The organism is Suttonella ornithocola, from assembly GCF_001889065.1.
Taxonomy (GTDB): domain Bacteria; phylum Pseudomonadota; class Gammaproteobacteria; order Cardiobacteriales; family Cardiobacteriaceae; genus Suttonella_A; species Suttonella_A ornithocola.
Window position 1 is genome coordinate 1 of record NZ_LWHB01000007.1, and the last position, 22,962, is coordinate 22,962.

25 protein-coding genes are annotated in these 22,962 nt (G+C 40.8%); 6 read left to right on the forward strand and 19 right to left on the reverse strand.

The window, feature by feature from the left end:
- Positions 1-279: 279 nt before the first annotated feature.
- Positions 280-642: an aldose epimerase family protein gene (locus A5N85_RS00490; RefSeq protein ID WP_072575460.1), complete on the reverse strand. Its 363-nt coding sequence runs from the start codon at positions 640-642 to the stop codon at positions 280-282.
- Between the two features lie 222 nt (positions 643-864).
- Here A5N85_RS00490 and A5N85_RS00495 point away from each other — a divergent pair, with 222 nt between their 5' ends.
- Positions 865-1,182 (forward strand): hypothetical protein, encoded by a 318-nt coding sequence (locus A5N85_RS00495; RefSeq protein WP_072575461.1) that lies wholly within the window; start codon positions 865-867, stop codon positions 1,180-1,182.
- On the opposite strand, the gene A5N85_RS00500 is transcribed toward A5N85_RS00495, so the two are convergent.
- Positions 1,165-2,331: a nucleotide sugar dehydrogenase gene (locus A5N85_RS00500; RefSeq protein ID WP_072575462.1), complete on the reverse strand. Its 1,167-nt coding sequence runs from the start codon at positions 2,329-2,331 to the stop codon at positions 1,165-1,167. The genes A5N85_RS00495 and A5N85_RS00500 overlap by 18 nt on opposite strands.
- An 18-nt stretch (positions 2,332-2,349) precedes the next feature.
- The gene (galE, locus tag A5N85_RS00505) at positions 2,350-3,363 is read right to left on the reverse strand and encodes a UDP-glucose 4-epimerase GalE (RefSeq protein WP_072575463.1); all 1,014 of its coding nucleotides are present in this window, start codon (positions 3,361-3,363) and stop codon (positions 2,350-2,352) included.
- Between the two features lie 152 nt (positions 3,364-3,515).
- Here galE and A5N85_RS00510 point away from each other — a divergent pair, with 152 nt between their 5' ends.
- From A5N85_RS00510 to A5N85_RS00520, 3 genes are read left to right on the forward strand one after another with little or no spacing between them, the layout of a single operon-like run.
- Positions 3,516-5,240 carry an SLC13 family permease gene (locus A5N85_RS00510; protein WP_072575464.1) on the forward strand — a complete coding sequence of 575 codons (1,725 nt, stop codon included), beginning with the start codon at positions 3,516-3,518 and terminating at the stop codon, positions 5,238-5,240.
- A gap of 50 nt (positions 5,241-5,290) precedes the next feature.
- Positions 5,291-5,773: a flavin reductase family protein gene (locus A5N85_RS00515; protein WP_072575465.1), complete on the forward strand. Its 483-nt coding sequence runs from the start codon at positions 5,291-5,293 to the stop codon at positions 5,771-5,773.
- Positions 5,760-6,611 (forward strand): NUDIX hydrolase, encoded by an 852-nt coding sequence (locus A5N85_RS00520; RefSeq protein ID WP_072575466.1) that lies wholly within the window; start codon positions 5,760-5,762, stop codon positions 6,609-6,611. The genes A5N85_RS00515 and A5N85_RS00520 overlap by 14 nt, the downstream gene beginning before the upstream one ends.
- 8 nt (positions 6,612-6,619) lie before the next feature.
- Here the strand turns inward: A5N85_RS00520 and A5N85_RS00525 are convergent, their stop codons facing one another.
- From A5N85_RS00525 to A5N85_RS00535, 3 genes are read right to left on the reverse strand one after another with little or no spacing between them, the layout of a single operon-like run.
- Positions 6,620-7,081 (reverse strand): regulatory protein RecX, encoded by a 462-nt coding sequence (locus tag A5N85_RS00525; RefSeq protein WP_072575467.1) that lies wholly within the window; start codon positions 7,079-7,081, stop codon positions 6,620-6,622.
- Positions 7,068-8,126 (reverse strand): recombinase RecA, encoded by a 1,059-nt coding sequence (gene recA, locus A5N85_RS00530; RefSeq protein WP_072575468.1) that lies wholly within the window; start codon positions 8,124-8,126, stop codon positions 7,068-7,070. The genes A5N85_RS00525 and recA overlap by 14 nt, the downstream gene beginning before the upstream one ends.
- Before the next feature lie 19 nt (positions 8,127-8,145).
- Positions 8,146-8,811: a tetratricopeptide repeat protein gene (locus tag A5N85_RS00535; protein WP_084601447.1), complete on the reverse strand. Its 666-nt coding sequence runs from the start codon at positions 8,809-8,811 to the stop codon at positions 8,146-8,148.
- 146 nt (positions 8,812-8,957) lie between these two features.
- Between A5N85_RS00535 and A5N85_RS00540 the strand changes: the two genes are divergently transcribed.
- The gene (locus A5N85_RS00540; RefSeq protein WP_072575470.1) at positions 8,958-10,220 is read left to right on the forward strand and encodes a cation:proton antiporter; all 1,263 of its coding nucleotides are present in this window, start codon (positions 8,958-8,960) and stop codon (positions 10,218-10,220) included.
- 43 nt (positions 10,221-10,263) lie between these two features.
- Here A5N85_RS00540 and lysM read toward each other — a convergent pair whose 3' ends face one another.
- From lysM to A5N85_RS00555, 3 genes are all read right to left on the reverse strand, one after another.
- A complete protein-coding gene (gene lysM / locus A5N85_RS00545; protein WP_072575471.1) occupies positions 10,264-10,737 on the reverse strand; it encodes a peptidoglycan-binding protein LysM in 474 nt (157 codons plus the stop codon).
- 145 nt (positions 10,738-10,882) lie between these two features.
- Positions 10,883-11,683, reverse strand: a complete 801-nt coding sequence (gene murI, locus A5N85_RS00550) for a glutamate racemase (RefSeq protein WP_245935940.1) — start codon at positions 11,681-11,683, stop codon at positions 10,883-10,885.
- Positions 11,684-11,842: 159 nt separating this feature from the next.
- Positions 11,843-13,276, reverse strand: coding sequence for an alanine/glycine:cation symporter family protein (locus A5N85_RS00555; RefSeq protein WP_072575472.1), 1,434 nt, complete (start codon positions 13,274-13,276; stop codon positions 11,843-11,845).
- A 219-nt stretch (positions 13,277-13,495) separates the two neighbouring features.
- Between A5N85_RS00555 and A5N85_RS00560 the strand changes: the two genes are divergently transcribed.
- Entirely contained in the window at positions 13,496-14,098 is a 603-nt protein-coding gene (locus A5N85_RS00560; RefSeq protein WP_072575473.1) for a LysE/ArgO family amino acid transporter, read from the forward strand.
- 5 nt (positions 14,099-14,103) lie between these two features.
- Here A5N85_RS00560 and A5N85_RS00565 read toward each other — a convergent pair whose 3' ends face one another.
- From A5N85_RS00565 to hflK, 10 genes are all read right to left on the reverse strand, one after another.
- Positions 14,104-14,364, reverse strand: coding sequence for an endonuclease/exonuclease/phosphatase family protein (locus tag A5N85_RS00565; protein ID WP_143143133.1), 261 nt, complete (start codon positions 14,362-14,364; stop codon positions 14,104-14,106).
- The gene (locus tag A5N85_RS00570) at positions 14,309-14,782 is read right to left on the reverse strand and encodes a hypothetical protein (RefSeq protein ID WP_115305798.1); all 474 of its coding nucleotides are present in this window, start codon (positions 14,780-14,782) and stop codon (positions 14,309-14,311) included. Before A5N85_RS00570 ends, A5N85_RS00565 begins: the two co-directional genes overlap by 56 nt.
- Positions 14,783-14,794: 12 nt before the next feature.
- A complete protein-coding gene (locus A5N85_RS15505) occupies positions 14,795-14,959 on the reverse strand; it encodes a hypothetical protein (RefSeq protein ID WP_169818592.1) in 165 nt (54 codons plus the stop codon).
- A 3-nt stretch (positions 14,960-14,962) separates the two neighbouring features.
- A complete protein-coding gene (gene rlmB, locus A5N85_RS00575; RefSeq protein ID WP_072575476.1) occupies positions 14,963-15,691 on the reverse strand; it encodes a 23S rRNA (guanosine(2251)-2'-O)-methyltransferase RlmB in 729 nt (242 codons plus the stop codon).
- A gap of 9 nt (positions 15,692-15,700) precedes the next feature.
- Positions 15,701-18,046 (reverse strand): ribonuclease R, encoded by a 2,346-nt coding sequence (gene rnr, locus A5N85_RS00580; RefSeq protein WP_072575487.1) that lies wholly within the window; start codon positions 18,044-18,046, stop codon positions 15,701-15,703.
- 71 nt (positions 18,047-18,117) lie between these two features.
- A complete protein-coding gene (locus tag A5N85_RS00585; RefSeq protein ID WP_072575488.1) occupies positions 18,118-19,410 on the reverse strand; it encodes an adenylosuccinate synthase in 1,293 nt (430 codons plus the stop codon).
- Positions 19,411-19,414: 4 nt separating this feature from the next.
- Positions 19,415-20,509 (reverse strand): ATP phosphoribosyltransferase regulatory subunit, encoded by a 1,095-nt coding sequence (locus tag A5N85_RS00590; RefSeq protein ID WP_072575477.1) that lies wholly within the window; start codon positions 20,507-20,509, stop codon positions 19,415-19,417.
- Positions 20,506-20,700 (reverse strand): DUF2065 domain-containing protein, encoded by a 195-nt coding sequence (locus A5N85_RS00595; RefSeq protein WP_084601452.1) that lies wholly within the window; start codon positions 20,698-20,700, stop codon positions 20,506-20,508. Before A5N85_RS00595 ends, A5N85_RS00590 begins: the two co-directional genes overlap by 4 nt.
- Before the next feature lie 12 nt (positions 20,701-20,712).
- A complete protein-coding gene (gene hflC / locus A5N85_RS00600) occupies positions 20,713-21,645 on the reverse strand; it encodes a protease modulator HflC (RefSeq protein ID WP_084601454.1) in 933 nt (310 codons plus the stop codon).
- 6 nt (positions 21,646-21,651) lie between these two features.
- Positions 21,652-22,962, reverse strand: a complete 1,311-nt coding sequence (gene hflK / locus A5N85_RS00605; protein ID WP_084601457.1) for an FtsH protease activity modulator HflK — start codon at positions 22,960-22,962, stop codon at positions 21,652-21,654.

Here is a 22,962-nt window from a genome sequence, read left to right on the forward strand (position 1 = left end):
GTTTTTTTGCAAAGGTCTCAAATGGTGCCGTTTGCTGAGATTTAACCGGAGACCAAATACCTAAAAATGGTAAATCCTTACTTCCACAAATGACTTGCTCTCCATTATCGTCTAACAATTCCGCTGTAATTTTGCCAGTATTTGAATGATAAATAAGGGTATTCTCCTTTTCTAGAGTTACTATAAATACCTGATTAAGTAGATAATTTATACTAGGACTATAGCTAGCTTCCCAAAAAATGTATACAACATTAACTCAATATCCACTTTAAAAACAGCCTAATATCCCAAAGTTTTGTATGTATTTTTTGGGAGTCCTACTATAGAGGCATAAAGCATTTGAGTACTATCAAGATTCGCTGAGCAATATTGCGTTAAAATCGTATTTTTCTTTAGCCACGTTTCCATTTCCAACCGATACACAAAAGGATAATTTTTATGTGTGGTAACGCTCGCTTCTAACATAAAGCAACAGCTTTCTGATGTATGCGCTATCAATTTCCATTGGCTATCCCGTGCAAATCCATGCTGACGCATTGCATAAGAAATACCCGCATGACGAAAACTATCTTCATAAAACTTTCCTACAATGGGAAATAACAAAGGTACTCGACGCTCCCTACCAAGCATCATCCCTGCCATAAACGTTCACATCCTTTACTGACTTTAAGCTCATCCATTGCACACCAAAGTCATCAATTGCTAGTATTCAAAGTTGATTGGATAACGTAATTCCCATTCTGCCTCCATACGAGTCATACAATAAAAACTATTGTAAAACTGATTGAGAAAAATATAGAAAAATTTAAACACATTTATTTAGATGGAAAAAATACGATAAAATAAATGATTTAAGGAAACAACATGGCAGATTTTTCAAAAGTTCAATTATTATCGGATACCGTTGTAATTGAGCAGCACGAATTTCCATTATTTGAATATACAGGGCTTTATCAAAAATGCTATAGCGCCGCGCAGCGCTTAACTTTTAGCTCAATTATTGTGCCACTTTCAGAAACCCGCGAGATTAGCGATGAGAAATTGCTAAATTTAATTGTGGCTTCGGGGTATGTGGATGAAGACAGCGATATGACTTTTCGCATCAACGAGGCATCTGGCTATTTTTACACGTATTTTAATTTTCAGCCCGATACGGATGCGCCATCAGTCGCTGCCGAATAAATCTCGCGTATAAAGTTTGTCCACAACATCTGCTAATACAGAATCAAAACGATTACTAATAATGACTTCTGATTGCGCTTTAAATGATGCTAGCGACCCAATTAAGCGGTAGCCTTCAAAAGCGGCACCGCTTAAAGTGGGCTCATAAATAATCACTTCTATCCCTTCTTTTGCTAATAAGTCCATGACATCTAAAATCGCTGACGCCCGAAAGTTATCTGAACCTTGCTTCATTACTAGACGATATACACCGACTGTTTTGGGTTGACGTTTTAAAATATTATCGGCAATGGTCTGCTTACGCGTATCATTAGACTTTACGATTGATTCAATTAAGTTATTCGGAATATCTCGAAAATTTGCCAATAGCTGCTTAGTATCTTTTGGTAAACAATACCCACCATAACCAAAAGATGGATTATTGTAATAATCGCCAATTCTTGGGTCAGCACATACGCCCGTAATAATTTCACGACTATTTAATCCCAATGCTTCTGCATAAGAATCTAATTCATTAAAAAAGCTTACCCGCATCGCTAAATAAGTATTGGCAAATAGTTTAACTGCCTCTGCCTCTGTGCTATGGGTAAAAATTTTCACAATATGTTGCTTGTGCGCGCAGCGCTCTAACATATCAGCAAAAATTTTTCCTGCCTCATCATGGCTTCCAATGATAATGCGCGAAGGATAAAGATTATCGTAAAGCGCCTTCCCTTCTCTTAAAAACTCTGGTGAAAAAATAATATTATCTGCTTGATGCCTAGCACACATATCAGCAGTAAAACCAACGGGAACGGTTGATTTGATAATAATGGTCGCTTGTGGCGCATATTGGAGCGCATCAGCAATAACTGACTCGACTGAGCGCGTATTAAAATACCCTGTCCGCGTATCATAGTCGGTAGGGGTAGCAATCACCACATAATCCGCCTCTGCATAAGCAGTAAGTTTATCGGTTGTTGGTATAAAAGATAATTGTTCATCTGCTAAAAAGGCTTCTATTTCCGCATCTTTAATCGGCGCTTGGCGTTGTTTTAAAGCATCTACTCGCGCTTGGTCAATATCAAGCGCAAAGACGGGATAATGCTGTGCCAACAATAAAGCATTAGATAAACCGACATAGCCCGTGCCAACAACGGTAACTTTCATTATTTTCTCTCTTTTATCTTATACTTTGTATCCATTAGGGTTATGAGACTGCCAGCGCCAAGTATCTGCCATCATTTCAGAAAGTCCACGTTTGGCTTGCCAGCCTAACTCTGCTTTTGCCTTACTTGGATCGGCATAACAAATGGCAATATCTCCCGCCCGACGAGGCGCAATTTTATAAGGAAGCAGTTTTCCACTGGCTTTTTCAAATGCGCTAACCATTTCTAATACCGAATAACCATTGCCTGTGCCTAAATTCCACACACGCAATCCCGGTGCTTTTTCGATTTCTGCCAATGCATCCAAATGCCCTTGCGCTAAATCCATCACATGAATGTAATCTCGAACGCCTGTTCCATCTTTTGTTGGATAATCATTACCAAAAACAGATAGTTCAGGCAATGCGCCGACGGCTACTTTGGCAATATACGGCAATAAATTATTTGGAATACCATTAGGGTCTTCCCCGATTTGTCCGCTTTCATGCGCACCAACAGGATTAAAATAGCGCAGTGTCGCAATATGCCATTGCGGGTCAGCTTTGATTAAATCTTCTAAAATCTCTTCAATCATCAACTTTGTGCGACCGTAAGGATTGGTGGGTTTGCTAGTTGGGCAGGTTTCTTTAATGGGCATTTCTTTTGGTTCGCCATAAACCGTTGCCGAAGAGCTAAAAACAAAGGTTTTTACGTTTGCTTCCTGCATGGCTTGCAATAAAGTGACTGCGCCATAGACATTGCAATGATAGTATTCCAACGGTTTTTCTATACTTTCGCCTACGGCTTTCAGCCCAGCAAAATTCATCACAGCGCGAATACCAAACTCTGCGAAAATCTTATCTAACAATGCTCTATCACGAATATCACCTTTAATAAAAGTGAGATTTTTCCTTGCTAACTGCTCTACCCGCTTTAGCGCTTTTTCACTGCTATTAGATAAATCATCTACAACTACAACGTCATATCCTGCTTGTAGCAATAATAAAACGGTATGTGAACCAATATAGCCCGCACCACCTGGAACTAAAATCATGTTGCCTCCCAGTTTTCATCATCATTGCATATTGATTATATACGCTTTTAATAGCATAAGCTAAACTTTCCAATCTACCGAAAAATGATTGATAGCTGACATTCTCAAATCTACAGCTATACTGTTTAATCTTTCTCATTTTCGGGGCGACTATGGCTTATCTTGTATTAATTTGCATTCCATTATTACTCATCCTACTGATTAGTGATGTTGTTGCCCCCTCTTTAGCCTTTTTCTCAATGGCTTTTATCTTCCAATTACTAGGGATTATTAGCTTAGAAAGTTTTCTAACCAGCTACGTCAACCCTACCTTAATTTCTCTCATACTGCTACTACTCATCTCAACAGCAATTGAACGAACCTCTGTCATCAACTATGCTGCCAGACATTTAATTACCCGTAATGAAAGCCACTCGCTTATCCGCCTAATTGGCTTTTCCTCTCTCTTATCAGCATTTATCAACAATACCGCAGTGGTTTCTGCCTTTATTTCTACCGTTGCGCGCCAACATCGCCTAAATCCCTCTCGCCTACTCATTCCGCTATCTTATGCCTCAATCATCGGCGGTATCACCACTCTAATTGGAACCTCAACCAATCTCATTGTAAACTCTTTTGTCATAAAAGCAGGTCATGCCCCGATTGGGCTGTTTGCTTTCGCAGCTGTCGGACTGCCTATTGCTTTTATTTGCTTACCTCTGCTTTTTTTCTTGAGCAAGCGACTTACCGAGCGAGCGCCTAATCGCTTACCCGTTGATAAAACTTACTTTCTAAATGCACTCGTAGAAAAAAATTGCCCTCTCATTGGCAAAAGCGTCCGTGATAACCAATTACACGATTTAAATGGGATGTTCCTATTAGAAATAGAACGCGCTGGACGCCTAATTAGCCCTGTTAGTCCAACAGAAATCATCCAAGCAAATGACAACCTGATTTTTACAGGTGCTGCCGAACATCTAAGCGACTTACGAAAGCATCATCATCTTCGTATCTTAGGCGAAAAAATTGATGATTTACTCACGGGAAATCTAACAGAAGTGATTGTCTTACCCAATGCTTGTATCATCAATCAAACCTTACAAACACTTGATTTTCGCAGTATGTTTAACGCGGGTATTGTCGCTATTCATCGCCGCGGTAAACGCCTTACCGGCAATTTGGGCAATATTCAGATAAAAACAGGAGATAACCTCATTTTAGCCACCAGTGCAGATTTTTACGACCAAACCAACATTGAACGTAACTTCGCCATTCTCAATGAAAAAGCCATTCGCAAAACGCTTAGCCCTAAAAGAAGTACTTTTGTCATTATAGGCTTTTTAGCTGCCATTTTTAGCGCTGCTATTGGGCTGATACCGCTGATTAACGCTCTAATATTGTTACTTGGCGCCTTAATTATTAGCAAAACACTAGAGATACAAGACCTTAAAAGCTGTTTTCCATTTGACTTACTCATCATCATTGGCTCTTCATTAGCGCTTTCTGAAGCGCTTATAAACTCAGGTGCTGCTGATATTATTGGAGAAACTATGCAACACCTCTTCTCCAAAATGGGCATATATGGCGCACTTATTGCCATTTATTTCCTCACCGTCTTACTCACTGAAGCCATTACCAACAACGCCGCAGCAGCTATTGTCGTTCCGATCGCCATCTCTACCGCTAATGCCTATCAAGTTGATATCATGCCATTTGTTATGATTGTTGCTTATGCCGCAAGCGCTTGCTTTCTCATGCCATTTGGCTATCAAACGCATCTCATGGTCTACTCTCCAGGCAATTACAAAATAATAGACTTTATTCGAACAGGCTTTCCGCTCACCCTGATTTATGGTGCTATAGCCATTATATTAGTGCCTGTGTTTTTTCCTTTTTAAACATTTTCGCTTATCATAAGTCTTTACCTTAACCAATTTAACCATTGCTTATGATTGATGCACATGAATTTAAAGCAGCTATGCGCCTATTTGCTAGCGGAATTACGGTTCTAACGTGGAAAGGAGCCGATACGCCAGTACAAGGAATCACTGTTAGCGCGTTTTCCTCTCTATCCCTACATCCACCTTTGGTTTTATTTTGTATTGATCAAGACGCCTATATTTATCCAGAATTATGCGAGCAAAAAACGCTCATCATCAACATTCTCGCCGAAGGACAAACCGACTTAGCCTACCAGTTTGCAAGCGGTGATCGTAGTCAGTTAGAAGAGCACCTCTCAACAGCCAATAATGCCGCTCTACCCATGCTAAAAAATGCACAAGCCAATTTAGTTGTCAACATCGTTAATCGCCTTGCTCAAGGTGATCACGACATTTTTATCGCAGAAATCCAAGAAAGCCACATTTATCCTGAACGTGGACCCTTACTTTATTACAACAGCCGGATTTTCCATAAAGATGCCGCTCATTGATTCCTTTACCTACGCAAATAACGCCAAGCTAAGCGATTACCAGCCTTGGTATATTCATAACCATCACATAGGATACATTCGCCGAACCTTGCGTGCTACCCTTGCGGACTACGGACTAACGTTCACAGAAAAAGAAGACTGCCTTTACTGGCAACCTATTGGTAATTTTGATGAAAACAGCGCATTCTTAGCAGAAATTACTCAAAAAATGGAGAAAACGGGCTTTGTTCATGGTTGGCGTGATGAACTTTATCCCATTGCCTCTGCCTACAATAGCACACCGTACGCGCTTATTGAGCGTGCTGCCTTACCTATATTGGGATGTAAAGGCTATGGCGTTCACCTTAATGGACTCGTTAAAAAAGCCGACCGAATCTATATGTGGATTGCGCGTCGAGCAGCGAACAAACCAACTTCCCCCAACAAACTGGATCAAATTGCCGCTGGTGGATTACCTTATGGCATCAGCGCATTTGATAACCTACAAAAAGAATGTGCGGAAGAAGCCGCTATCCCCTTTGAGCTAAGTCGAAAAGCCATTGCTTGTGGAGTCAGTAGTTATTACCATGAAGTTGATAACGGCATACGTGCGGATGTTATGTTTCATTATGACCTTTGGCTACCTGAAAGCTTTACACCGCACAATACCGACGGAGAAGTCGCCGCGTTTTACTGCTTACCGATAGAAGAGGTCTTAGTACAACTAGAAAACCAACCAGAAACCTTTAAATACAACTCGGCCATTGTGATGATTGATTGTGCGATTCGTCATGGCTTATTAACGCCTGACAATACTCACAACTATACCGAACTTTGTGCTGCTATGTGTCAGCACTAAATTTATCCTTATTGATTATCTTCTTCTGCGGCTTGATACTGCTCAAAAGTAAAGCCGCGTTGTGCTAAAAACCGTTGACGCTTTGCGCGTTCCTTAGCATCTTTAGTCGGTTGAGCATATTTCTTTGCATAAACCTCACTGGCACGCGCAAACCAATCTTCTGATTCTAACGTATCTCGAATCAAACTCTCATCTATTCCACGCTGCTTGAGCGATTGCCGAATCTTTAAAGGTCCATCTCCACGCATCGCTTTACTGCGGATATACGTTTGTGCAAAACGCTCATCACTTTGCCAACCCTTTTCCGCTAATTGATTTAAAACCGCTTCTATCACTTCCGCTGGAATAGAATCCTTGGCTTTTGCCGATAGCTCAGCACGACTATGTTCTCGTCGCGCCAAAGCCTCTACACATAATGCTTCAAATGCACGGAAAGCCTCTGCATCTAATTCCGAATTATTCGTCAGCATTCTCTACACTCGAGATATCGGTATCATCTTCATGCGCTTCAGGTAACTGCATTTCTCCACCAATAAATTTTTCTCGAATTTGTACTTCAATTTTTTGTGCAATTTCAGGATTTTCTTTTAAGAACAAGCGAACCTTTTCCTTGCCTTGTCCAATCTTCTCATCATTATAAGAGTACCAAGCACCTGATTTTTGGATAATACCAGCATCAACCCCTAGCTTAATAACCTCTCCTTCATGGGAAACACCTTCTCCATAAAGAATTTCAAATTCTGCTTGCTTAAAAGGTGGCGCAACCTTATTTTTGACTACCTTAACACGCGTTTCATTGCCTAACACCTCATCGCCATCCTTGACCGAACCAATTCGACGAATATCCATGCGCACAGAAGCATAAAACTTTAACGCATTCCCACCAGTCGTCGTTTCTGGTGAACCAAACATTACGCCAATTTTCATCCGAATTTGGTTAATGAAGACTACGAGCGTATTTGCTTTCTTAATATGCCCCGTTAGCTTACGCAATGCTTGGCTCATTAAGCGCGCTTGTAAGCCCATATGAGAATCCCCCATATCGCCTTCAATTTCTGCTTTTGGCGTCAAAGCTGCAACAGAATCCACCACAATGACATCAAATGCACCAGAACGCACTAAAGCATCCGTAATTTCAAGTGCTTGTTCGCCATTATCAGGTTGGGTAACGTATAAATCCTCAATATTGACCCCTAGCTTTTTCGCATAGACGGGATCTAAAGCATGTTCTGCATCAATAAATGCCGCTGTTCCACCTGATTTTTGCGCTTCTGCAATCACTTGCAACATCATGGTTGTTTTACCTGATGATTCTGGACCGTAAATCTCAACAATTCGCCCCTTAGGTAGTCCACCAATGCCCAACGCGATATCCAATCCCAAAGACCCCGTAGAAATCGCTTCTACATCATGCCGCTCAGTTTGATCTCCCAAACGCATGACCGTTCCTTTTCCATATTGCTTATCCAAATGACCTAATACGGCATTTAAAGCTTTCTTTTGTTCTTCATTCATAAATATACATTCCTAACAGTTAATTCAAGGCTTCAAGCGCTTTCAACTTTTGCGCTACTGCCGCATCTTTTGGATTTAAATCCAAGGCTTTTTGATAATTTTCTTGTGCTAATTTCAAATAAATATTGGCTAAATTAATGTGTGCGCTGCGATGATTCGGATTTTGCGCAAGTAACGCTTGCAAAGTATTTTCAGCAGATAACAAATCCCCTCTACCCGTATAAATTACTGCTAATGCATTATATGGCTGAGGCAAATTAGGAAAATTACTTTGCATCATTTTAAACCAGCGCTCAGCATCTTCACTGCGTCCTAATTGCATTAAAATCAATCCTTTTAAATAAGCTGCTTTTGCATCATTTGGCGCAGAAACCAAGCGTCCTTCTAGCTGTTTCAATGCTAACTCTGGATTACCATTGGTTGCTAAAGATTCTGCCGCTTTATAGCCTGACCATGGTGGAGGCGTTTGATTCGCTGAAGCTGTAGAAGAAATATTAGTTAAAACCGGTGGGGTGGCTTGCTGAACCTGCTGTGCAGCCGAACGCAATAACGCTTCTTCACTACCCACGCTACCTTTATCAGGTAACAAAGCCACAGGCGGTTCATCAGCATTTGCAACTAACCATAATAAACCGATTACTACTGTTCCTACACGCATCATCCTATCCAATATAAAACTCGTCATTGTAAACGAAAACCTTTATTAACACAGTTTCTCTCGTCGTTTTCCTCAACTTCAGAACGCTATTTCAAACCTATTTTTCATGAGCATAATCATAAAAAAACTTTTGTAGCGGTTATATAATAGGCTTTTCATTATCTTTTTTTACCATGTCGCTCATTGATATTATCGCTATTTTCCTCAGCTTAACTGCTGCTTTCGCCTATATTAACCACCGTTTTATTGGACTGCCAACCACCATTGGCGTCATGTTTATTTCCCTATTGTTATCTTTACTGCTAATTATCTTGCACCGCTTTGGTATTACCGCGCCTGCACAATTTGAAAAAACATTATTACAACACATTGATTTTACCGAACTGTTAATGGACGGGATGTTGTCTTTATTATTATTTGCTGGTGCTATGCACGTCAAACTCGCTGATTTACGCGATTATAAATTGTGGGTTGGTGCGCTTGCTATTATCGGAACCCTCGTTTCTGCTGGCATTGTCGCGGTATTAACCTATTATTTACTGCCTTTATTGGGACTATCATTACCCTTTATTTGGTGTTTGATTTTTGGCGCTCTAATTTCTCCTACAGACCCGATTGCCGTGATGGGCATTTTAAAATCTGCCGGCGCACCTAAAAGCGTAGAAACCATTATTGCTGGAGAATCTTTATTCAATGACGGGATTGGCGTCGTTGTTTTTACCTTATTACTAGGAATTTTAAGCAGCCATCATGTGCCAAATCTACATGAAGCAGGAGAATTATTACTGCATGAAGCTGGCGGCGGATTATTATTCGGCGCGGTTTTAGGCGGTATTGGATATTATCTGCTTAAAAGTATTGATAGCTATCAAACAGAAGTATTGATTACTTTAGCACTGGTCGTTGGTGGATATGCTTTGGCAAGTCAATGGCATCTATCAGGTCCATTGGCGATGGTTATTGCAGGATTATTGATTGGAAATCACGGACGAGAATATGCGATGAGTGATATTACTCGTCGCTATGTTGATTTATTTTGGGAGCTAATCGATGAAATTCTCAATGCCGTTTTATTTGTTCTTATTGGGCTAGAAATTATGATTATTGCTTCAAATATTAATGTTTTATTTGCAGCAGGATTAACGATTTTCATTGCCTTATTTGCTCGTTGGGTCGTTGTCGGGTTAACAACAGCTTCTTTACACCGAGATTTGCGCGTTCCTAAAACGGCTTGGAAAATTTTTACTTGGGGCGGATTACGTGGCGGAATTTCTGTGGCATTAGTCTTATCGCTTCCCTCTGGCGAACCACGAAATATTTTGCTGACTTTGACTTATGCGATTGTATGTTTTTCTATTCTTATTCAGGGTTTAACGATTGGAAAAGTTGTCAAACATGCTTTACCGCATGCCACACCATCCAAACCTTCTCATTAATAAAAAAGCCAGTTTACGCTGGCTTTTTTATTATCAGGATTTTTTATGATGGAATTCTTAATTTTTGTCCTGGATAGATTTTATCCGGATTGGTCAACATTGGTTTATTGGCTTCAAAAATTTTCATGTATTGATTCGCATCACCATAGTATTGCTTAGCAATAGAGGAAAGTGTTTCCCCTCCTTTAACATCATGGTATTGCACTGACTCATCAGCACTTGTTTCAGCAATACTCAAATTATTTTCGACATTGGAAATCCCTTTAATATTTCCCGCTGCCAATGCAGCTTTCTCGCTAGCCTCTTGAGTGAGTGCTGTTCCTTCTAAAGTTACTTTACCTTCAGCAGCCACAAAACTTACTTTCAAATTTTCAATATTGAGATTTTGATTTTCAATATAGGTACGAATGGCATTTGCCGCTTCTTGGCTCAACTCTTCCGCACTTTTCTCCGGTGCAGCAGCTTCTTTCTCAATGACTTCCTCGCCGGAATCTTTAAAAAAATCGAAAAGTCCCATTAGATATACTCCTAGAGTTAACAAAATCCTGCATTTTAAATGCAGTCATGAGCGCGAATAGTAACAAATTTTTCTACTTTCCGAAAAGTCTTTCAGTAAAAAACCGAAAGTCATTTTCAAGAAACTTCAATTTATCAAAAAATCTTTATCGAACCAATGGCGCAACATCCACCTGACAATACTCAGGAACAAATTGTTTTAATATTGCGACTTCGCCCGTACTGAACCACTGATGCTCTGGACGATGTTGCTCATTTGCTAATAAATCATTTTCTGCTAACAAGCGGGCAGTTTGTCTTGCAACAGCTTCTTCAGCATCAACAATTTTAATATTCATTGGCAAAATAGTGCGTAGTTGCGCGCGTAAATAAGGATAATGCGTACATCCCAAAACCAACATATCAATATTGGCCGCCAATAAAGGGGCTAATAAATATTGCAAATGCTCACGCATTTCCTCTGTATCTAATTTTCCTGCTTCAATACGCTCGACAATCCCCGTTCCACATTGTTCAATCAGCTGAATACGATAAGCTTTAATCAATTCAGCGCTACGTTGATGAAAAAAGTCGCTACTTAATGTGCCTTTCGTCGCCAAAATACCAATTTTTCGCGTATGGCTAACAATTGCGGCAGGCTTAACTGCTGGCTCTATCCCCACAAAAGGAACTTTATAACGCGCTCTAAGCGTTTGAATTGCATTAGTCGTTGCCGTATTACACGCCACCACAATGAGCTTACATCCTTTATCCAATAACGTTTCACAATTTTGGCAACATAAATCAATAATCTGCGCATGGCTGCGTTCACCATACGGCGCATTTGCACTGTCTGCAATTAAAATAGTTGATTCACTGGGAAGTCGCTGCTGAATTTCTCGCCAAACACTGGTGCCGCCTATGCCAGAATCAAACAAACCTATAGGGGCATTATTCTTAATCATCATAAAATACTTTTCTACTGCCTTAGAAAAAATACCGTCAAATTCCCTAATGTGGATAAGAGAAAATCTGCAATTTAGAGAATTTAACGCTATTTTACTCCTAAAAAAACGGCGCTAAACATTAGCGCCGCTGAAAAATGATACATTGTAAATGATGAGAGATTACCAAATATCTTTCTCAACCTTTCCTTGCAACTTAGGATATTCCTTCATTTGAAACACAGGTTCTTTAGAACCTTGACGAAGCTGACGTGTATAGTCTTTTAGCAATAGCCACACATAAGGAGAAAGCCATAAAATCGCCACTAAGTTAATAACTGCCATTATGCCCATCACCAAATCGGCGGTATCCCAAACGAGAGATACTTTTGTAACGGCACCAAAAAAGACCATACCCACTACTAACAAACGGAAAATTATCATTGTGACTTGGTTGCTATTTAAAAACTGAATATTGCTTTCTGCATAAGCATAATTACCAATAATAGTCGAATACGCAAAAAGGAAAATAGCAATGGTCAAGAAAATACTACCCCATTGACCAACATGGTTCACAATTGCCACTTGGGTTAACTGAATACCTTCCTGAGTCACACTATCATAAGGTGAGAGCAAAATAATAAATGCGGTACAAGAGCAAATAATCATCGTATCCACAAAAACCCCGAGCATCTGAATAAGTCCTTGACTCACAGGATGATAAACATCTGCTGCCGCAGCTGCGTTTGGTGCCGAACCCATACCCGCTTCGTTTGAATATAACCCTCGTTTGATACCATTCATCATCGCAATTGAAATAATGCCGCCAAGAAATCCGCCACTTGCCGATTTAGCCGTAAAAGCATCTTTAAAAATCAAAGCCAATACATCTGGTAATACACCAACATTTTTAATCACAATATAAAAAGCTAAAAGCAAATACAGTAACGCCATCACTGGCACAATAATTTCTGCCACTTTTGCAATTCGCCGAATACCGCCAAAAATAATTGGCAACGTTAACACACACAACACCATTCCTACCGTTTTTTCATCCCATTGCCAAGTCGCAGCCGCAATTTGGGTAATGGTATTGGCTTGCACCGCATTAAAAACAAGCCCATATGTTAAAATCAAACTTAGCGCAAATAAAACCGCCATCCAACGCTGCCTTAATCCCTTAGTAATATAATAAGCAGGTCCTCCGCGGAATTGCTGATTATCGTGATCACGCACCTTAAACAACTGCGCAAGCGAAGATTCCGCAAATGCCGAACTCATCCCAATCAAAGCCGTAATCCACATCCAAAACACAGCACCTGGCCCACCAACAGCAATAGCAATCGCAACACCCGCAATATTACCTACACCAACACGACTAGCTAATCCTGTGACAAATGCCTGAAAAGGCGTAATACCATGCACATCATTTCCACCTTGCCGGCTCGCAAACATTTCTTTAAGACTGCGTCCTAACAAGCGAATTTGCACAACACCTGTGCTAATCGTAAAAAAAATGCCCGTTCCTAATAATAAGAAAATCAGACCATTCCACAAATAACCACTCAAAAAATTGACTTGACTATGTAGCCAGTCCAGAAAAGAAGACGTTTCCATTGATAATACCTTTAGAATCTTGACATCATAGCTCCCTGCGCTATTGCCCATTTCTAGCAATAGTGATCACTTCAGCTAAAGTTAAATAGACTGTTGTAATAGCGCAAATTACGCATTTTTTACATAATGTGCAAGTAAAAATGCTGCTTTCAATAAGATAACGCAGGATTTAATCTGTGATAGACTTTAAACTATCTTTCATTTCCTTTCTCATATTCAATGATATATGCGCTAATTAACGGTTTACTTTTTGGCTTTTCCCTCATACTTGCCATTGGCGCACAAAACCTAATGGTTTTGCGGCAAGGCTTATTGATGCAACACGTCTTTATCGTTTGCCTAATCTGCGCATTATCCGATGCTATACTCATTCAAATAGGCATATTTGGGATGAGTAGCATTGCGCAATATGCACCCAATATCGAAAAAATCATGACATGGTTAGGCGCTGCCTTTTTATTTACCTATGGACTTTTACGCTGGAAAGCCGCTTTCACTCAGGATAACGCTTTAACTCTTACCGAACACACCGCGCTTTCTCGTAAACGCATTATTTTGACCACCTTAGCATTCACATGGCTCAATCCACACGTTTATTTAGATACTGTTTTACTATTGGGTACCGTTGCAAACCAGTTTTCCCCTTATCAAATCGCCTTTTCAATCGGTGCAACACTGGCTTCCTTTATTTTTTTCTTTAGTCTTGGCTATGGCGCACGCTTGCTTCGCCCACTACTGAGCAATCCCCGTATGTGGCAAGGCTTAGAATTTGCGATAGGACTTTTTATGTTTTACCTCGCTATTCAATTACTGCTCCACTAAACGCATCACTTACTAAGATAAACTATCTTAATTGGGCGATGGTCTGAGTGTAGCCAATCTAGCCCTTTTGCCTGCGCGGATAAACCTTTGACAAATACATGGTCAATATGTAGATAAAAAGGCTTCCAAGTAGGCAAACCATTGACAAGCAATGTCTTTCCTTGAATATCGCGCTTAAAGCGAAAATAGCTTGGACTATAAGGACTCTGGTTAAAATCCCCTACCACCATTACTGGTAACGATTCTTGAGCAATCCGTTTCGCCACTTGCGCCAAATACTGATGATTTTCCGTCGCCAGTTCCCCTATTGGCGGGGGTGGATGCAAAATATAGTAAAGCCACCCCATTAGCAATCGCTCGAATATATGGAAAAAATCCTATCTTTTTCACTTCACAAATTTCTAAAGGCTGTTTCGCTAACAAAACTATTCCAAAAATACCTTCAGATGACGTTCCACAACCTTTTGGAAAAACGGAATATAAATTGACGGTTTGTGGCTTATCTACTTCTACTAATGCTAAAAAATCTGGCTGTTCATCCGCTAATACTTGCCAATCATGGGCATTATTACTGTTATCCACCTTACTATTATAGAAAATGAACGTTCGAGTTGCTTTATCAGATAAAACATTGAGTTTTTCTTCCGCACCACGACTCGCCCAAAAGCCCAATACGCTTGCCAAAGCTAGCCATAGCTACCGCCCCCGCTTATCAAATACCGCTGCACCTAAATAGGTGATGACATAGTAAGGAACAAAATGCGTAAATAGCTCAGTAAAAGCCCCATACCATGCAGTTAATGCTGTTGCGATTAAAAGGATTGATTGATAAATGGCGAGCCGATGAACAATTTTTTGCATTTTCTATTGAAAAAAACGCTGCCGACGCACTTCAAACAGCATAATGCCGCACGCCACCGACACATTTAAACTCTCCATTTCATCACTCATAGGAATGGCTGCCAAATAATCGCAAGCCTCGCGCAAACCGTGACGAATCCCCTCTCCTTCATTACCCACAATAACAGCTAATGGTGTGGATAAATCTACCTGATACAGCACCTGCGCTTCTTCACCTGCGCCACCAACAATCCAAATGCCTTGTGCTTTCATTTGCTCAATCTCGCGTTTTAAATTCGGTACACGGAAAATTGGTAAAACTTCAGATGCACCGCAAGAAACTTTATGCACAACTGGCGTGATATCCGCACTTCTGCTATTCGGCATCAATACTGCGTCAACACCAGCTGCTAAAGCACTCCGTAAACAAGCGCCCAAATTATGCGGGTCTTGAATACCATCTAAAATAAGAATCAATGGCTTATCTTTCCCGTGAATCGCTTGTTGCCAGGTTTGAGCCGTTTGCATAACTTCACACAAAGCGGCAACACCTTGATGCTTAACACCCGGCAAATTCATATCCAAAGCATATAATGGCACCATTTCGATAGGCAATTGATTTTCTTTCGCATAATCAATAACGCTCTGAAGTTTTTTAGAGTGTTTTCTCTCTGCCACTTCTATTTTTTTTACTGAACCTTGTTCAATTGCTTGCATGACGGCATGAATACCGCCAATCCACTGTTTACTCACAAACTTTCCTCATTTTTTCTGACGACGAGCGGCTTTACGTTTAGCCGTTTTCTTTTTCGCTTTTGGCGCCTTTTCTGCCGCTTTTTTCTGAATAGCTGGTTTTACTTTTGCTGCGCGCTTTTTCTTTGCTGACTTCCTATTCACAATAGAAGGACTGCCAGACAAGGTTTCTAACCACTCAAAATCAATTTTTCGCGTATCGGTATCTGCTTTTGCTACCCGAATTCTCACCGTATCCATCATCGCGAACCGTTGCCCCATGCGCTCACCGCTTAGCGACAAAGTATCCGCATCAAAATGATAATAATCACTGGTTAACGTCGAGACATGCACCAATCCATCGATAAAATAATCTTCTAACGTCACAAAAAAGCCGAAACTCGTCACATTAGAAATCTGCCCAACAAATTCCTCGCCTAAATGATGGCTCATAAACTCGCATTTCAAGAAATCCATTGCTTCACGCGTTGCCTCATCGGCACGACGCTCTGCCATTGAGCACTGCTTACCCATTTCCGTCATTGCTTCTAGGCGATAAATATAATCCTTGGCATTGCCCCCTCGCAAAATATGCCTGATAGCACGATGCACCAATAAATCTGGATAACGACGAATAGGAGAAGTAAAGTGCGCATAATTTTCTAACGCCAAGCCAAAATGCCCACGATTTTCAGGCGTATAAACCGCTTGTGCCATACTACGCAAAATCATTTTCTCAATCAGCAAATGATCTTCTCGTTCTCTAGCTTTATCTAACAACGCCATCAACTGCTCTGGCGTAATTTCATCTTCCTTACCTTGCCACTTCAAGCCCAATTTAGCGGTAAACGCTTTTAACTTCTCTAAGCGTTCATGACTGGGATTATCGTGTACGCGATACAACGCTGGAATTTTATGTCTTTGTAAAAACTTCGCTGCTGCGACATTTGCAATAATCATGCATTCTTCAATCAATTTATGCGAATCTAATCGCTCACGGGCAGAGATACTTTCAATTTTCCCTTCCCCATCGTAGAAAAATTCAGCTTCTTGAAAATTAAACTCTATCGTGTGTCGAGCTTGTCGCGCGCGTCTTAAAATCTCATAGACGGATTTTAAATCTTCTAATGGTTTTACCAACTGCGCGAAACTCTCGCGCACTAATGGATCTCGCTCAAATAAAATCTTTTCTGCCGTTTCATACGTTAAACGCGCATGGGAATGCATCACCGCTTCATGAAACTTAGTCCGCTTAACGCTACCATCTGGCGCAATCGTTAACTCACAGACCATGCACAAACGATCCACATTGGGATTTAACGAACACAAACCATTAGAAAGCTTCTCCGGCAACATTGGAATCACTCTGTCTGGAAAATAGACCGACGTCCCACGCAAATACGCTTCCTTATCTAAAGGCGAACCCACCGTTACATAATGCGACACATCCGCAATCGCCACATACAAACGATAATTCTCACCACGTTTCTCTGCAAAAACGGCATCATCAAAATCACGAGAAGAGATGCCATCAATCGTCACCAATGGCAAATGACGCAAATCTAATCGTCCTTGATAATCTTTTTGCAGCAAAATATCTGGTAGCTTTTCTGCTTCTTGGCGCACCGCATCAGGAAACTCATGCGGAATATTATGATTGGCTAAAGCAATTTCTACTTCCAAACCTGCTGCCATCTGCTCGCCCAGCACAGCAACAATTTTTCCGATTGGTTGTTGATAGCGAGTGGGATATTCCGTGATTTCAGCAATAACAATTTGATTCTTTTGCCCACCGCCAAGCATATTGGCAGGAATCAATAATTGTTGAGTTAAACGTCGATTTTCTGGAGAAACAAACCACACCCCTTGCACATTTGTCAGCTTACCTACCACACGCTTTTGCGCACGCTCTAAAATTTCAACAGGTGCAAAATCCTTTCGTCCCTGCCGATCAATATTGCTCACTCGGGCAAGAATTTTATCGCCATGCATCAATTCATTCATATACTTTGGCGGAATAAAACCATCTTGCTCCTCATTATCGACATTTAAAAAGCCGTATCCTTCCGCATGCGCAATCACTGTCCCTTTCACTAAATCCATTTTCTTAGGCAAACCAATCTTACCTTGACGATTACGCATGAGCTGCCCACTGGAAATCATCGCTTTAATTCGATGCGTAAAGAACTCTGCACGCTCACCGCTTAATTGGAAAGCTTCTATCATTTCCAAAACCGTGAGCAACTTTCCTTGCTTCTCTAACCATTGCAATAAATACTCTCGGCTTGGCAGCGGATTTTTTCCATACTTTTTGACTTCTCGCTCAAAAAATGGATCAAGCGTTTGCCAATTGGCATTTTTTTTAATCTTTGCCATAAGAACTTCTCCCATGTGGTGCAGCAAATCCGCTGCAAAAGCAAAAAGCCGCCAGTAGGCGGCTTTCTGACTTAGGTTAATAACGGTTGACGAATAATCGTATGCGCACGATCAGGACCTGTAGAAACAATCACAATTGGAATCCCTAGCCATTTTTCCAATTTATCCAAATAAGCGCGCGCTTTTTCAGGTAAATCTTCATAATTTTCCATGCCAAAAGTATTGCTTTTCCAACCTTCGACCGCTTCATAAACAGGTTCACAATTTTCTAATTCATCAGCCCCTAAAGGCGCAACCTCTAGCTTTTGACCGTCTAACAAATAATGCGTACAAACCTGTAAAGTTTCTAATTCATCTAACACATCTAATTTCGTGATGCATAAACCATCAAAAGAAGAATTTAGCGTTGCACGACGTAAAGCCGGTAAATCAATCCAGCCACAGCGACGCTTACGTCCCGTAGAAGCACCAATTTCTTGCCCAACACGACCAATATGTTCACCAACATCATTTAATTGTTCCGTTGGGAAAGGACCGCTCCCTACTCGAGTAGTGTAAGCCTTAGTAATTGCTAAAACATAATTCAAATCATGAATACCAACACCGCTTCCCGTCGCTGCGCCACCAGAAGACGTATTAGAAGACGTAACATACGGATACGTTCCATGATCAATATCGAGCATAGCGCCTTGTGCGCCTTCAAAAATAACGTGTTGACCCTCATTGCGATGATGATAAACCGATAAAGTAACATCTTCCATTAACGGTAATACGCGTTCTCCAAAAGCGAGCCATTCATCAGCAACCTTCTCAATATCAACAGGTTCAGCTTGCAAATAATCCGTCAATAAAAAATTATGATAAGTCATCAACTCTGCTAAGCGACGACGAAAACGCTCTGGATGCGCCAAATCGCCTAAACGCAATCCACGTCTAGCCACCTTATCCTCATAACACGGACCAATACCGCGACCAGTCGTTCCGATTTTTCCTTCGCTTCTTGCTTCTTCGTGCGCTTTATCCAAAGCAATATGGCTGGGTAAAATCAATGCACAAGCTGGAGAAAGACGTAAACGCTCTCTAACAGGCACACCCTCTTTTTCTAAGGCTTCAATTTCTTCAAATAAAGCTCGCAAGCATAATACGACGCCATTGCCGATATAGCTCATCACGCCATCATGCAAAATCCCTGATGGAATCAGATGTAAAACCGTCTTCTTCCCACCGATAACCAAAGTGTGCCCAGCATTATGCCCGCCTTGAAAACGCACCACTGCGCCAGCTTTTTCGGTCAGTAAATCAACAATTTTACCCTTACCTTCATCTCCCCACTGAGCGCCTATCACGACCAAATTTGTACTCATATCCTCACTCATCCCGATGCTGAAAACCTATTGCTTTGCCTTGACAACGTTGACGTTTAATCTCCGCAAATGCTTCTGCTGTTTGCGGTAATGGCGTCATTTCCAAACACGGTGTAGAAACAGGTGTTAATAGCTGACATAAAGTCAATAAATCAATACTAAAGCCTGTTGCTGCACGCGCTCTACCATAAACCTCTCCTAAACCATCATAACGCCCACCTCTAGCAATGGCGTCATAATGACCTTCCGCATATAGTGCGAATAATAAACCAGAGTGATAACCATAATTACCAACGCTAGCAAAATCAATCTTTAAATCCTGTTGAGGAAAAAATTTTGAAAGCGTTGAAAATGCGATTTCCAACTCATCAATTGCCCGATTAAATAGCGGATGACGATGATAAAACCGCTCTTTAAACGCTTTTAAATCACCATCATTCAAAGGAGAATCTAATAAAAATTGAACATCTTCCAAATAATTAGAAGAATATGCCGTACTTTCTGCCCATAAAGCGATTTCTGGGCGCTTCAATCCACTTAAAGCAGATTTTAATTGTCGACGCTGCTCGCCATTTAATTGATACACCTCGACCAGTCCAGAAAAAATCCCTGAATGACCAATATCTAACACACTATCTGTAATAGCAAATTGCTCAATACAATCTAAAAGCAGCGCCATAATTTCAATATCACCACTAACAGCAGGCACACCATAAAGCTCTGCGCCTGCAATTAAAGGATTCCTCCTCGGCTGAATACTTTCACTTCGTGTTCTTAAAACCTCTCCACAATAAGCAAAACGGCTCACTTCATCTGTTGGCAAACGATGCGCATCAATACGGGCAATTTGCGGCGTAATATCCGCACGCACCCCCATCATTCTGCCACTTTGTTGGTCAGTAATCTTAAACGTTTGCAAATCTAGATTTTCGCTACCAGCTAATAGAGAATCTAAAAATTCTGCTAGCGGTGGTATCACCAATTGATATCCCCAAGTTGCGACATTATCTAAAAACTCACGTCTAACTTTCTCTACCAATGCCGCGTTATCGGGTAATAATTCAATAATATCCTCTGGCAACATCCAATAACGACTCATTTTGCCCCCCAATACAGCACAAATAGTAAAACAAAAGCGACTACTATCATTGATAGCCCAATCCGACGTATTGTTTCTGTCGGTAGCTCAGTGAGTTGTCGCATGGTTTCCTGCCATTTTTTAGGGCTAATGCCGAGCATTAACCCTTCAAAAAAAAGCACAATCACTAAAGATAATAACCAAGGACTCACAATATTTTCTACTTATTGAGGTTGAATATTATCTAACGAGGCAGATTGAGTCTTGGCTTGAGGTTGAGTCGGCACTTCCACAGCATCACCCTTACCAAAATACTTTAAGAAAGGATCATCAGGACTAACAACTAAAACATCACCATTATGCTTAAAGCCTTCCTTATAAGCAGACATACTGCGCCAGAAGTCATAAAACTCAATATCTTTTCCATAAGCCGCTGCGTAAATATCCGCAGCTTTTGCATCTGCTCGCCCTCTAATTACCTGAGATTCCGCATTTGCTTTCGCTAAGATTTCCGCCGCTTCACGCTCTGCATTTGCGCGAATGACTTGTGATTTTTCTCGACCTTGCGCGCGAAGATTTTTAGAGACTCTTTCCCGTTCTGCGCGCATACGGTCAAACACTCTATCACGGATATCATCTGAAAAATCCACCCGTTTCAAACGCACACCAATAATTTCTACCCCATAACGGGCACTATCACGTCCAATTTCAGCCGTTACTGTATCCATAATAGAATTTCTATCTTCCGAAATCACTTCCGAAACCGAACGACGCGCGAATTCTCCTCGCATTCCCTCTTTTACCAATTGATCGAGCAAAGAAGAGGCACGCTGAAAATTCCCTTGTACGCTAGTATAGAAACGACGGATATCGCCAATACGCCATTCCACATAATAATCAACAATTAAATATTTTTTCTCATTGGTTAAGAATAACTCTGGATCAACATTTAACCGCTGAATACGTTTATCAAAAAATTCTACCTGTTGAAGAAAAGGTACTTTAAATTTCAATCCCGCATTTTCTTCTGTCTTTACCAACCGAGAAAACTGCGTTACCACTGCAACTTGACGCTCATTAAGCACATATAATGAACCTGCTAAAAAGAATAAGACAAGCGCAACTACGATAATAATCGGAAATTTTAATTTCATCATAACTCCTTAACGGCTACGTAAACGAGCACGGTCGCGTGAGGTTTCTTGAGCATCTGTTCGCTCATGAGATTCATTCCTTTGCGCATTTGAAGCAGCAGAATGCTCTTCAGATTTCATTGGTTTAATACTTGAAGCCGTCAGTTCATCTTCAAATGCAGCTACCCGTTGCGCTTTTTCTTCATTTGCGCCATCTAAGCTAATAATTGGACGCATATTCTTATCAGCAACAATCTTACGATTTTGACCATAAACAGTACTCATCGTATCAAGATACAAACGTGTTCTTAATGCTTGCTTATCTTTCTGATAAGCCGCTAGCAAATCTGTAAAGCGAGTTGCTTCTGCTTCTGCTTTAGCAACCACACTAACCGCATAAGCTTTAGCAGATTGCAAACGCTGTGCAGATTCACCTCGTGCCATTGGTAAACGCTCATTAGCAAAAGCTTCGGCTTGCAAACGTAAACGCTCTTCATCTTCTCGTGCACGTACAGCTTCTTCAAAGGCATCTTGTACTTCTACAGGTACACGCGCATCCTGTAACTCTAAAGCAATGACTTCGATACCTAAGCCATATTTTTGAGCCGTTGCAATAATAATTTGCTTAGCCTGTTGTGGCCATTCATTACGACGATCTTTTAAAATATCATCTACTGTATTTGCACCAACCACTTCGCGAATAGCACTGGTTACTACATCACGCAACACTTCTACGGGATCAGCCGCATTGAATAAAAACGCTCTAGCATCAGAGATGCGATATTGTACAGCTACACCAATTTCAACAATATTTTCATCTTTAGTCAGCATTTGACCAACACGTTGATCTTGTGTACTAACACTGCCTTTTCGCGTTTTAAACTCTCCTACTCGCATCGTGCTGATAGATTGAACATCTACCTTTTCGACTTTTCCTATAGGGGCAGGCCAGTTCCAGTTTAGACCTGCATGAGTCGTATTGGTATATTTTCCTAATAAAGTTTCTACACCATTTTCACGCTCGTTAACAGTATAAAATCCGCTAGATAGCCAAATAGCAATCACGATTGCCACTACAATTCCAACAACTTTTTCATTAAATTGAAAATCAAAAGAAGGCAGCGGATTATTCCCTTTATTTTGATTATTTCCGCCAGACTTTTTCCCTTTACCGATAAGCTTAGCAAAGAATTCATCTAAATCTGGCGGACCATTTTCAGTTTTTTTATTGTCTTTATCATCGGGACGCTCACCCCAAGGATCTTGCGCCATAGCAAGCCCATTTGCTTTAGCGCGATGCGCGCGCCATTGCGTAATCGCATGAGTTAAAGAAAGAAACAT